10 protein-coding genes are annotated in these 12,269 nt (G+C 57.3%); 5 read left to right on the forward strand and 5 right to left on the reverse strand.

All coding sequences use genetic code 11. The features are described from left to right. Positions 1-95 precede the first annotated feature (95 nt). Together ACR0B3_RS09815 and ACR0B3_RS09820 are read left to right on the forward strand one after the other, a co-directional pair. Positions 96-1,319 (forward strand): efflux RND transporter periplasmic adaptor subunit, encoded by a 1,224-nt coding sequence (locus ACR0B3_RS09815; RefSeq protein ID WP_480808897.1) that lies wholly within the window; start codon positions 96-98, stop codon positions 1,317-1,319. Next, positions 1,316-5,131 carry an efflux RND transporter permease subunit gene (locus ACR0B3_RS09820; RefSeq protein ID WP_480808898.1) on the forward strand — a complete coding sequence of 1,272 codons (3,816 nt, stop codon included), beginning with the start codon at positions 1,316-1,318 and terminating at the stop codon, positions 5,129-5,131. Before ACR0B3_RS09815 ends, ACR0B3_RS09820 begins: the two co-directional genes overlap by 4 nt. 46 nt (positions 5,132-5,177) lie before the next feature. On the opposite strand, the gene ACR0B3_RS09825 is transcribed toward ACR0B3_RS09820, so the two are convergent. The 3 genes from ACR0B3_RS09825 to ACR0B3_RS09835 all read right to left on the reverse strand — a co-directional run bounded on the left by ACR0B3_RS09825 (position 5,178) and on the right by ACR0B3_RS09835 (position 8,855). Then, positions 5,178-5,501, reverse strand: coding sequence for a hypothetical protein (locus tag ACR0B3_RS09825; RefSeq protein WP_480808899.1), 324 nt, complete (start codon positions 5,499-5,501; stop codon positions 5,178-5,180). Positions 5,502-5,638: 137 nt separating this feature from the next. Beyond that, the gene (locus tag ACR0B3_RS09830) at positions 5,639-7,450 is read right to left on the reverse strand and encodes an ABCB family ABC transporter ATP-binding protein/permease (protein ID WP_480808900.1); all 1,812 of its coding nucleotides are present in this window, start codon (positions 7,448-7,450) and stop codon (positions 5,639-5,641) included. Positions 7,451-7,508: 58 nt separating this feature from the next. After that, a complete protein-coding gene (locus tag ACR0B3_RS09835) occupies positions 7,509-8,855 on the reverse strand; it encodes a LysM peptidoglycan-binding domain-containing protein (protein ID WP_480808901.1) in 1,347 nt (448 codons plus the stop codon). A gap of 126 nt (positions 8,856-8,981) precedes the next feature. Here ACR0B3_RS09835 and ACR0B3_RS09840 point away from each other — a divergent pair, with 126 nt between their 5' ends. Continuing rightward, complete coding sequence (locus ACR0B3_RS09840; protein WP_480808902.1) at positions 8,982-9,533, forward strand: LOG family protein; 552 nt, start codon at positions 8,982-8,984, stop codon at positions 9,531-9,533. Positions 9,534-9,579: 46 nt separating this feature from the next. Here the strand turns inward: ACR0B3_RS09840 and ACR0B3_RS09845 are convergent, their stop codons facing one another. Both ACR0B3_RS09845 and ACR0B3_RS09850 read right to left on the reverse strand, forming a co-directional pair. After that, positions 9,580-10,032, reverse strand: coding sequence for a baeRF12 domain-containing protein (locus ACR0B3_RS09845; protein WP_480808903.1), 453 nt, complete (start codon positions 10,030-10,032; stop codon positions 9,580-9,582). 283 nt (positions 10,033-10,315) lie between these two features. Next, a complete protein-coding gene (locus tag ACR0B3_RS09850) occupies positions 10,316-10,915 on the reverse strand; it encodes a superoxide dismutase (RefSeq protein ID WP_480808904.1) in 600 nt (199 codons plus the stop codon). Positions 10,916-11,016: 101 nt separating this feature from the next. Between ACR0B3_RS09850 and ACR0B3_RS09855 the strand changes: the two genes are divergently transcribed. Together ACR0B3_RS09855 and ACR0B3_RS09860 are read left to right on the forward strand one after the other, a co-directional pair. Then, positions 11,017-11,778, forward strand: coding sequence for an FkbM family methyltransferase (locus tag ACR0B3_RS09855; RefSeq protein WP_480808905.1), 762 nt, complete (start codon positions 11,017-11,019; stop codon positions 11,776-11,778). Between the two features lie 180 nt (positions 11,779-11,958). Beyond that, positions 11,959-12,267, forward strand: a complete 309-nt coding sequence (locus tag ACR0B3_RS09860; RefSeq protein ID WP_480808906.1) for a hypothetical protein — start codon at positions 11,959-11,961, stop codon at positions 12,265-12,267. The last annotated feature ends 2 nt before the right edge of the window (positions 12,268-12,269 follow it).

Below are 12,269 nucleotides of genomic sequence, written 5' to 3' on the forward strand. Positions count from 1 at the left end.
TATTCAGTTCAGTATGGAAAAGCCGTGCCATCTGCCCCATTTCTAAGGGTATGGGCCAAAGCCATCTGCGCGAACAGATCTGGAGATTGTACCGCATGCGATTGATTTCATTCGTTAACGCCGTATTGGTTATTGTTGCGTTGTATTTTCTTGTGTTCGAGCGCGACACGCTTTTTGCATTCGCAGGTCGTGGGGATGAACCGACTGAAACCGCGACTGAAGTTTCAGAATCAGTACCTGCACCGGATTCGATTGGTGTCGTCGTCGTCCGCTCAACCGCGCGCGAGATCGGCAGCGCAGTGCAACTGAGGGGTCAGACCAAGGCCAACCGTCAGGTCGAAGTCCTAGCTGAAACCATTTCGACCGTGGTGTCCGAACCCAAGCGCAAGGGTGCGTTTGTCGAGGCGGGCGATCTGCTATGTGAGCTTGATCCGGGAACGCGCCCTGCCAGCCTTGCCGAAGCCATGGCCGCAAAGCTAGAGGCCGAAAGCCGCGTTCCCGAAGCCGAGGCGCGCTTGGAAGAAGCCCACGCACGTGTGGCTGAGGCCGAGATCAACCTGAAAGCAGCGCGCAAACTGTCAGAAACCGGGTTTGGGTCGGAAACACGCCGCATCTCCAGCGAAGCTGAAATGAGCACCGCCGAAGCCGGTATCAAATCCGCCGAGGCTGGTCTGGAATCGACCCAAGCCGGGATAGAGGCTGCCACTGCAGCGGTTGCCGCAGCTGAGCGTGAAATTGACCGCCTGACCATCGAGGCTCCGTTCAAGGGTTTGCTGGAAAGTGACACCGCAGAATTGGGCAGCCTGATGCAACCGGGTTCTCTGTGCGCAACTGTCATTCAGTTGGACCCGATCAAGCTGGTGGCGTTTGTGCCTGAAACCGAAGTGAACCGGATTGTTGTCGGCTCGTTGGCGTCCGCACAACTGGTCACCGGTCTGCAGGTCGAGGGGCGTGTTACCTTCCTTAGCCGTTCGGCCGATGAGACTACGCGAACCTTCGAGGTCGAGATCACGGTTCCAAACCCCGAACTGCTGATTCGTGACGGCCAAACGGCCAACATTCAGATCGCCGCCGAAGGGGTCAAAGCGCATCTGCTGCCGCAATCCGCGTTGACCTTGAACAACGAGGGTGAGCTTGGGGTACGCACTGTTGTCGCCGATAACGTGGTCGATTTCGTCCCGATCCACCTACTACGCGACACAACTGATGGTGTGTGGGTTGGTGGCCTGCCGGAAACCGCTGATATCATTGTGATCGGGCAGGAATTCGTAACCCGAGGCGTAACGGTTGCGCCAACCTATAGGGAAGCATCGCAATGACGAGCGTCGTCAGTTGGGCCGCAAGCCGTGCCAGAATGGTTCTGGCTTTCATCGCGATCTCGCTGGTCATCGGCGGTTACGCCTATGTGGGCCTGCCGAAAGAGGGTGAGCCAGATATTGATATCCCGATGCTGTTCGTCTCGGTCCAGTTTCCGGGCATCTCGGCAGAGGATAGTGAAAGCCTGCTGATCAAGCCCATGGAAACCGAGATGGCCGATCTCGATGGTCTGGACTCAATGACCGCCACTGCCGCCGAAAGCTATGCAGGTGTTTTGCTGGAGTTCGAATTCGGTTGGGACAAATCCGCCACCATTGCCGATGTGCGCGACGCCATGAATAGTGCGCAGGCCGATTTCCCCGATGGGGCCGAGCAATATACGATCACCGAGGTCAACTTCTCTGAGTTTCCCATCGTCATTGTCAACCTAACCGGTCCGGTACCCGAGCGTACAATGGCGCGCGTTGCCAAAGACCTGCAGGATGAGCTTGAGGCGTTGGATGCGGTGCTTGAGGCCGGTATTGCCGGAAACCGCGACGAAATGCTTGAGGTCGTGATCGACCCGCTCCGGCTTGAGGCCTACAACGTCACGGCCGCTGAGCTGATCAACGTTGTGCAGAACAACAACCAGTTGATCGCGGCGGGCGAGGTTGAGACCGAGCAGGGCACGTTCTCGGTCAAGATTCCGTCGTCATTCAAGACCGCGCAGGACGTCTATGGCCTGCCCGTCAAAGTCAATGGCGACCGCGTGGTCACCTTGGGCGAACTGGCCGAGATTAACTATACTTTTGAAGACCGCGCAGGCACGGCCCGGTTCAACGGAGAATCCACCGTCGCGCTGCAGGTCGTCAAGCGCAAAGGCTTCAATCTGATCGACACCGTCGCGCTGATAAAATCCACAGTGGCCGAAGCGCAAACCAATTGGCCGGCTGAGCTGCGGGCTGCAGTTGATGTGGGCACCTCAAACGACCAAAGCCGCATCGTCGATTCTATGGTCCGTCAGCTTGAAGGGTCGGTCCTGACCGCCGTCGCGCTTGTGATGATTGTGGTTCTGGCTTCTCTGGGAACCCGCGCCGCATTGCTGGTGGGCTTTGCGATCCCGACGTCGTTCCTGTTGTGCTTCGCCTTTCTGGCGATGATCGGGGTCACGATCTCGAACATGGTGATGTTCGGCCTGATCCTTGCCGTGGGGATGCTGGTCGATGGCGCCATCGTTGTGGTGGAATATGCCGACAAGCGGATCAAAGAAGGCGTCGGCCCGATGCATGCCTATGTCGAGGCGGCGCAACGGATGTTCTGGCCCATTGTCTCTTCAACCGCGACGACCTTGTGTGCCTTCCTGCCGATGTTGTTCTGGCCCGGCATTCCCGGCGAGTTCATGAAGATGCTGCCGATCACGCTGATCTTCGTTCTATCAGCCTCGCTGATTGTGGCACTGATCTACCTGCCGGTTGTTGGTGGTGTTTCGGGCCGAATGAGCCGTAGTTTTGATCGCAGTTCCAACTGGCTGCGGGCACGCACAGCATGGTGGGTGCGCGCGCTTCTGGTGCCGCCATCGCTTTACATGATCTTCCTTGGCGCAATGCAGGTCTTGAACCCCAACTACCTGCTACCCGGCGGTTCACTTGCTGGCGTTCTCTTGTTCCTGTTTGGTGCTTTTGCTGGCTCTGTCACGCTGAGCGCCGCCAAAATCGAACGCGCCCCGGATGAACATGTCCATACCACCAAAGAGCACACGCCATTCGGTTATGTGATCAAATTCTTGGTCGGCAATCCGGTCATGCCGGTGGTGTCCATCGCGGTGGTCTTTGCGGCAGTCTTCTGGATCGCATTCATCCTGTTCCCGCAAAACTCGCGCGGTGTCGAGTTCTTTGTGGAAAGCGAACCGGAACAGGCCACGGCCTATGTTCGGGCGCGCGGTAACCTGTCTCTGGCCGAGAAAGACGAAATGGTTCTTGAGGCCGAGCGCGTAATCAGCGCACACCCGGCCGTGATCAACGTATTTGCCTTTGCGGGTGAAGGCGGGCTGAATCAGAACAATGGCGGTGCCGAAGCCCCTGCCGACACCATTGGCCGTGTGCAGTTCGAGCTTATTCCTTGGGAAGATCGCCCGATCAGCTCTGAACAGATCACCGGTTGGTTCTGGGGGCCGATTGCAGGCCTGCTTGGTTTTGCAAAGGAAGAAGTCGCAGCCGAATATGACGGCAATTATGTTCTGGAAGAGCTTACCGCCGAGCTGGCAACCCTTCCCGGGTTCATCGTTGATCTTCAGGCGCTGGAACAAGGCCCCGCTTCGGCCAAGCCCGTTCACCTGCGGATCAAGGGTGATAGTTGGGAAGATTTGACGGCAGCCACGATTACAGCGCGGGAGGCGTTCGACACGACCCCAGGCCTGATTAAAATCGAAGACACTCTACCCCTGCCCGGCATCGATTGGCAGATCGACGTGGACGTGGCGAAAGCCGGCCGGTTCGGCGCAGACGTCGCAACCGTTGGTGCGATGGTGCAGCTTGTGACGAGGGGTATCCTGCTGGGCGAGATGCGCCCGGATTCCACCGATGAAGAGGTCGAAATCCGCGTCCGCCTGCCTGATCAGGATCGTGTCTTGTCGACGCTGGATACGCTCAAGGTGCGCACGCCTGACGGGTTGGTGCCGCTGTCGAACTTTGTCACCCGCAAACCGGTGGCCAAGCTGGCCGAGATCAATCGCGTGGACCAGCAGCGCTACTACGACGTCAAGGCAGATGTCGAACCGGGGCTGAGCAAGATCGTGACCACTGGCCCGGACGGCGCAGAACAACGTCTGGCCACCGTGCGAGCGACTAGCGAAGGTTCCACGCCAACCGGCACCATAATCACCAATACGGACGGGTCCGAGTTTGAGCTGGTGCAACTGACCGGTGCCGAAAGTGCGGGCGAAGTGCGGGCCGCCATCGAAAGCGGTGACGCTCGGTTTGCCCTGATCAATCCGAACGAACGGATTGCCGTACTGACCGAATGGCTGCAGACCGACCCGTTCGGCCGCACCATCGCGTGGGAGTGGACCGGCGATCAGGAAGATCAGGCTGAAAGCCAGGCCTTCCTGTCCAGCGCGTTTCTTGCGGCCTTGGGCCTGATGTTCGTGATCCTGCTGGCGCAGTTCAACTCGTTCTACAACTCGGTGCTGGTGCTTCTGGCCGTGGTTCTGTCTACGACCGGCGTGTTGCTGGGCATGATGGTCATGCAGCAACCGTTCTCGATCATCATGACAGGGACAGGCATCGTCGCGCTGGCCGGGATCGTGGTGAACAACAACATCGTTCTGATCGACACCTATCAGGAATACAGCGGATACATGTCGCGTATCGATGCCATCGTCCGCACGGCCGAGGCGCGTATCCGTCCGGTTCTGTTGACTACGCTAACGACCATGGCGGGTCTGACCCCGATGATGTTTGGCCTTTCGCTGGATTTCATCGGTGGCGGATATTCGATCGATAGCCCCACGGCTCTGTGGTGGAAACAGCTGGCCACGGCGGTGGTCTTTGGCCTGGGTACGGCCACGGTGCTGACGCTGATCGTCACGCCGTCATTCCTGGCGCTGCGGGTGTGGGTCACTACCTACGCAGTATGGCTGGGTAAGGCGCTGGCGCGCGCCACGGCGGGCCGATCCAGCCAGATCGCGCAGGACATGGCGATTGGGCAAAGCGCGCGAGATGTGCAGGCGGCCGAGATGATCTGGACCGACGAACGGGACAGAGCTGCCCCTGATCAGAGCGCCCAAGACGACCGCCCCAATCATCCCCCGACAACACCGCTGAAGGCGGCGGAATAAAAAAAGGCGAGCCCGAGGGCTCGCCTTTTCGTTTCTGGCATGGCTGTTACTCGACGAACGCGTATTCGCCCAGATCGCACAGGTTCAGACCATAGTCTTCAATCGATTCTCCGTCGCTGAAAACACCGCGGATGTCATAGACACAGGTGGTCAGACCGTCCGCGATGAGGACGCCCACTTCGTAATCTGCACCCAAATATCCACCCTCAAGCAGGTTGCCTTCCCAGCTGCCGGACGAGGCCGGAGACACATTGAACTCAACCAGATCATAGCTGGTTTCATTGATAATCAAGAATTCCAGATCCTCGGCTGCCACCGAAGTCGCCATCAACAGTGTTGCAGTCAACGCCGCTGCTGCTCGCATTTTCATGAAGTTTCTTCCTTGTCTGTGTTTCGGCCCGCACAGTGTCGCGGCGGCGGGTCCGCGTCAAACGGAAAACCGTATCGCAGCGACCGATTTTTTTTCGAATCGATCCGCACAATCCTCGGCTGTCAGGGCCGTTGGGCTTAGGCCGCTTCGCTGTCGGCCTGTTGACGGTTCCACAGCTGGGCATATCGCCCCTCACGGCCGAGCAGCTCATCATGCGTGCCCTGTTCGATGATCTCACCACGTTCCAGCACGACGATCCGATCAGCCTCAGCGATGGTGCTGAGACGGTGTGCGATGGTGATCACCGTCCGCCCCTCACCTGCCCGGGCCAAAGCGTCTTTGATGTCCTGCTCGGTATCCGTGTCCAAGGCCGACGTTGCCTCGTCCAGCAACAGGATCGGCGGGTTCTTTAGCAAGGTTCGGGCGATACCGACGCGTTGTTTCTCACCCCCCGACAGCTTCAATCCCCGTTCACCGACTGTGGTGTCGTAACCTTCGGGCAGGCTAACGATGAAATCGTGAATCTGCGCAGCTTTGGCGGCGGCTTCTACATCCGCCTCAGACGCCCCTTCGCGCCCATAGGCGATGTTGTAGCGGATCGTGTCATTGAACAGCACCGTATCCTGCGGAACAACGCCGATCGAGGCATGCAGGCTGGACTGGCTGACATCGCGCACATCCTGCCCGTCGATCTTCAGCGACCCGCCGGTGACGTCATAAAACCGAAACAGCAGCCGTCCGATGGTGGATTTCCCGGAACCGGTGGCGCCGACAATTGCCACGGTCTGACCGGCTGGCACGGTCAGAGAAACGCCCCTGAGGATTTCGCGATCCGGCTCGTATCCAAAGCGGACATCTTCAAGCGTGACCTCTCCGCCATTTACCTTAAGGTTCGGGGCGCAGGGCTTATCGCTCACTTCCGCAGGCTGTTCCAGCAGATCGAACATCTGCCCCATATCCACCAATGATTGACGAATTTCGCGGTACACCGTGCCAAGGAAATTCAGCGGGACAGTTATCTGGATCATATACGCGTTGACCATCACGAAATCGCCGACCGTCAGCGACCCGTTCTGTACGCCCATTGCCGCCAGAACCATCACCCCGATCAGGCCGCAGGTGATCAATAGAGATTGACCGAAATTGAGGAAGGCCAGCGAATACGCCGTCTTCAGCGCAGCCTTGGCGTAGCCCTTCATCGAAACATCATAGCGTTCAGCTTCGCGTGTTTCGGCATTGAAATACTTGACTGTTTCAAAGTTCAATAGGCTGTCGATAGCGCGCTGGTTGGCCTCGGTATCTTGTTCGTTCATCTCGCGCCGCAGCTTCACGCGCCATTCGGTCACTGCAAAGGTGAACCAGATGTAAAGCGCGATCGTCACGGCCACGACGACCAGATACCAGACGTCGAACAGCCACAGCAGGATGATTGACACCAAAAGCAGTTCCAGGATCAGCGGCCCGATTGAGAAAAGCAGAAAGCGCAGCAGGAATTCAACGCCTTTCACCCCCCGTTCGATAATCCGGCTCAGGCCACCCGTGCGGCGGGTCACGTGATAGCGCATTGATAGCTGGTGAATATGCTGGAAAGTCTCAAGCGCCAGCGCCCGCAGCGCGCGTTGTCCAACCGGAGCAAAAAATGCATCCCGCAATTGCTGGAAGCCCACGGTCATCATGCGGGCCACGCCATAGGCCACGGTCAGCCCGATCGCGCCTAGCGCAAGCGGCGGCACACCCTCGCCCGCCAAGCCGTCAACAGCGCCCTTGTACAGGATTGGGGTATAGACAGCAATCAGCTTGGCCAACACCAACATCGCCATTGCCAAGACAACACGGCGTTTCACCCATGGCTGATCTTCGGGCCACAGATAGGGGGCGACTTTGCGGATGGTGCGCCAGCCCGAGCGGTGCTCGTCAGGCTCGGTTTGGATCGCGGAGGGCTGTCTCATCACGTACCTTAACTGCGGTCAGAGATTGAACTGGCCCGAAAAGGGCCAGTAGAATTGTTCATTCGGGAATAGTGAAGATTTGTCCCGGATAGATCAGGTCAGGATCGCGGATCGAATCCTTGTTGGCCTCAAAAAGTTTGACGTACAGCACACCATCCCCGAACCGATCCCGTGAAATCGCCCAAAGCGTATCGCCCTTTTGAACCGTGACAGAACGAATAGCCGGGGTTTGCCCCTCGGTTTCTCCGGATTCACTGGCTTCGGCTGCTCGCAGCGCTTCGACAGGCTCGCGTTTGAATGGGGTCTCAAGTCGGCTCACAACGGTGCCGTCCGGAGCAACCTCATCCACACGCAAGGTATAAACTCCGGGATCGATCCCTTCGACCTCGCCACGCCACTGCCCATCCGTCGAGGGCCCAAGATCTGCCACAAGCTGATTGTTCAGATACAGACGAACCGCTGATCCATCTTTGGCACGCCCGGTCAGCTCGACATCCCCGGCGTCCGAATAACCGATAGTATCCAAGGCGATCTGCTTTGGCGGTGTGTCCTGCACGGTCGGGGGTTGGACAAGCTCAACCCCTTCTTCGCCCGAGCGCAAGATCGCAACCTGCTGATCAGGTGCGTTTTCCGGTTCAGGCTGCGTTTCTGCTGCTGGTTCGGTCTCGTCGGTCGAAGGCGTCGCGACGCTTGCAACATCGGTCTCGTTCCCTTCGGTCGCGTTATCATCGACGACTTCCGTTTCGGCGGTCGCTGCTTCGGCAACCTCAACATCCGCCTGATCGTCAGCGGGGTCAGACGGTTCTGGTACTGCCGGAGCTGGCAGGGCGGCGATCAGGTAATCGTCGGAACGGCTGGATTTTTCACCACCACGGGTTTCCAGAACCAACCCTCGGGCGTCGTCAGAAAACGGGATCGAGACGAATTCGGCGAACTGCCCGCTCTCATCGACAGTAAAGCTGTGAACGGCTTCTCCATCTAACAGCACGGCGACCTCGGAACCCGGCTCAGCATTGCCGGACAGCAGTGCGTTTCCGTCGGGTTCAACGAAAATCTGATCCAAGACTGGTGCAAGCGCGACAGGGCTTTCAGCATCTGCGCCTTCCGCCGCCTGTTCTTCAGTCTCTTGCACCTGCTCGGTCCCAATGGCTGGAGAGTCATTGGTTGCGGCCTCTTCGACTTCCGCAGCCTGCGCTTCGGGCTCCTCTTCCGTTGGTTGAGTGTCTTGCTGCGCAACGTCTTCCACCGGTTCGGATGTTTCAGTCGCTTCGACCTCGGCACTCTCGTCAGGACCGCTGAACATCCCCGACAGGTACAACCCGCCAGCGACAAGCACCACGACGATTCCAGCGACTAGACCCCATATGAAGGTACCAGAGCCTCCGCTTCCCGAATTGGCGTTCATTCTTTTCCTTTCACTCCGCCCGGTAAATACCCAGATTGGCGTGCATTCCAACGGACGGTTGAGCCAACCTATCAATCCCGCTATCAGGGGTCAAAACCCCTAACACAAGAGCAGAGAGCCCAAATCATGTCCCAGAAATCCGTCTGTGTGTATTGCGGGTCACGCAATGGTGTAAATCCGGCCTATTCTACCGCGGCTCAGACGTTCGGCACACTGCTGGCTAACGAAGGCTGGCGACTGGTTTATGGGGCCGGAGATGTGGGGCTCATGGGTGAGGTCGCCCGCGCGGCGCAATCATCAGGTGGCGACACATTCGGGGTGATCCCGGTCCACCTGTTGCAGCGCGAAGTGGGCAAGACCGACCTCACGCGCTTCATCGTGACTGAAACCATGCACGAGCGTAAGAAGGTCATGATCATGAATGCCGATGCCGTGGTAGTGCTGCCCGGCGGGCCCGGATCATTGGACGAGCTGTTCGAAGCGCTGACTTGGCGGCAACTGGGGCTGCATGACAAGCCCATTCTGGTGATGAATGTTGATGGATATTGGGACACACTGCATACACTGCTGGACCAGTTGATCGGTCAGGGGTTTGCAGACGGGTCTCTGGCAGAATTCATTACTTGGGTCGATACACCGGAATCGGCGATGTCGGCGCTTCGCCGATTGCTTAACTGACAGCGCGCAATCGGGCGGCATGAACCGCCCGAGCATCCGCACTTGTTTAAGCAGGTTTAGCCAATCGGGTCCGCAGAATTCGCTCAACCTTGTGCAGTGGGTGATTTGTAAGCGTCTTGTCGACCTCGGCAACAACCTTTGCCAACACCTCGCTGTGCAATCGGCGACGCAAAAGCCCCAGAACATGCGGGCTAGCCACAAGTACCAAACGTTTATAAGCCCCTTTCAGACCCTTACGATTCAGCAGATTGGCAACATCCTGAACGAAAAGAGATTTGGCGTGGGCTTTCCAGCTGTCCTCTTCAACTGCTGATTTCTGGTTCGGGCCTGTATCTGGCCGTCGACCAGCTCGGTCGGTTGGTTTGGCCGGTGCCCCGTCCTGTTCTTCAACAGACACGACAACCAAATTGGGGTCTTGCGCGTCGGTGATATTCTCCATCACCAGCGCCTTTTCACCATCGGCTATGATGACCCATGTTCCCTGTTCAAGTGCAGCCATTCGTGATCTCCTGTATCGCTTGGATTGGCTTTCACTTGTCCCTCAGACACACCCGCTTTGAGATGCGGTGCTGATATTTCGCACGCATTCTGACTGGTACTAAGTTGATTGGCGGTTCTCTCCCTCCGCCTAACTTAGGTAAGGGCTAAGGGGCCCCACACAATAGGCCATTTGTCGAAAGTTGACGTACCGGCAGATTTTCACCAATTGCTCATGTTAAACAAAGAAAAGGCCCGCCGGTATTGCTGCCGGCGGGCCATTGTCTTGTTGCGCTAAGCGCAGATCACATGCGCGATGCCACGTTTTCCCAGTTCACCAGGTTGTCGAGGAAGTTCGACAGGTAAGCCGGACGCTTGTTGCGGAAGTCGATGTAGTAGGAATGCTCCCACACGTCACAACCCAGCAGTGCGGTCTGACCAAAGCACAGCGGGTTCACGCCGTTTTCGGTCTTGGTCACGGCCAGCGAACCGTCCGCGTTTTTGACTAGCCATGCCCAGCCCGAACCGAATTGACCGGCACCGGCCGCGCTGAACTGCGACTTGAATTCGTCAATCGAGCCAAAGCTTTCGGTCAGTGCTTTTTCCAACTCACCCGGCATTGCGTTACCGCCGGGGCCCATCATCTCCCAGAACTGGTTGTGGTTCCACAGCTGGCTGATGTTGTTGAAGATACCGTTCTGCGCCACAGAGTTCGCGTCATAGGTGCCAACGATGATTTCTTCCAGCGACTTGCCGTCCCACTCGGTTCCGGCGATCAGCTTGTTGCCGTTGTCGACATAGGCCTTGTGGTGCAGGTCGTGGTGATATTCCAGCGTTTCCGCGGACATGCCCTTGGCTGCCAGCGCGTCATGTGCATAAGGAAGATCAGGAAGTTCAAAAGCCATCTCGGCCCCCTGTTGAAAATGAATGTTGCGGTTCCAAAGGTTAAATGCTTTGACAGCCGCCGCAGGTCAAGGGCTGCGACACAAAAACCCGGAGGTCCGCGATGCTGACACAGGCGCGCAAAATGTTCTATCGCGCCCGCGGGTACTATGCGGGCAACCTGAACGGCGAGCCGTTTCGCCTGGACCCGTATCATTCGAAATTCTGGCGCAAGGCCGCCGCTGGTGACTGGGAGCCGGAAACCTTTGAAGTTTTGGATCGTTTCTTGTCCCCGGAAAGCGATTATCTGGATATCGGAGCTTGGATAGGCCCGACCGTCCTTTATGGTGCCCGCCGCGCTCGTCAAGTCTATTGCTTTGAACCCGACCCGACCGCTTTCCGTCACCTTGCCTGGAACCTAGACCTGAACGAGATTCGAAACGTTTCGGCCTTCGGCGTCGCGCTGTCCGATCGGTTTGGGGTCGCCAGAATGGCATCTACCCGAGGGGAGCCGGGCGATTCCACCAGTTCCCTTTTGCACGATGCAGATCATGGCACCGATGCACTGACCATCTCATGGGATCAATTCGAAGCGGCGAATGATCTGTCCGGGGTAACTCTGGTAAAGGTGGATATTGAAGGGGCGGAATTCTTTGTTCTTCCGACTTTGGTGCCTTGGTTGAAAACACATAAACCTGCGTTGTTTCTGTCCTTGCACGCGCCCTTGCTGCTGGATCATGACAAGCAAGAGGCAACGAAGACACTGCTTGACCTACTGGCGTTCTATCCCAGCATAAGCGATCAAAACTTACAACCTGTGACCGCTGATCAACTGCTTGAACCCGATGCTCTTTCAAGGTTCCAGACGGTTCTTTTGCACAGCTGAACAGGCCCGCCACTAATTCTCGTAAATCGGTAGTGCCAGCTTGTCATCTCGCGCCTAAAGTGTTGTCTGTCCGGTATCAAACGAAGACGACGGATACCCATGAAATATATAACTCTTTCTTTTCTGATGTTGCTGGGTGCGCAAGCTGCCTCAGCCCAAACCACGAATTATTTGTGTACGATGACCAAGCAAGACAGTCACGGCTGGATCGCACCCGAATACGCGTTTCAAATCGATCCAACGGCAAGCGCCGCCTTAGCCGCAAGCTCCCATCACACCTGGGAAGAAGCAAAGTTCAAGAATCGAGGCGCAAAAGGGTATCGAATTGTCTGGAACATGGATCAAACAATGGCGGCAGGCGGAAATGTCCGCGTCCGCTACCAAGCCAATCTGGATCCGACCGATAATACTATCAAAGTACGTATGGCGTTCTTGCAGGGAAATTTTTTGAACAAGCCATATGGCGTTGGGGCCTGCGCCGCGCAATAGCA

It is taken from the genome of Ruegeria sp. CE9 (assembly GCF_056537425.1).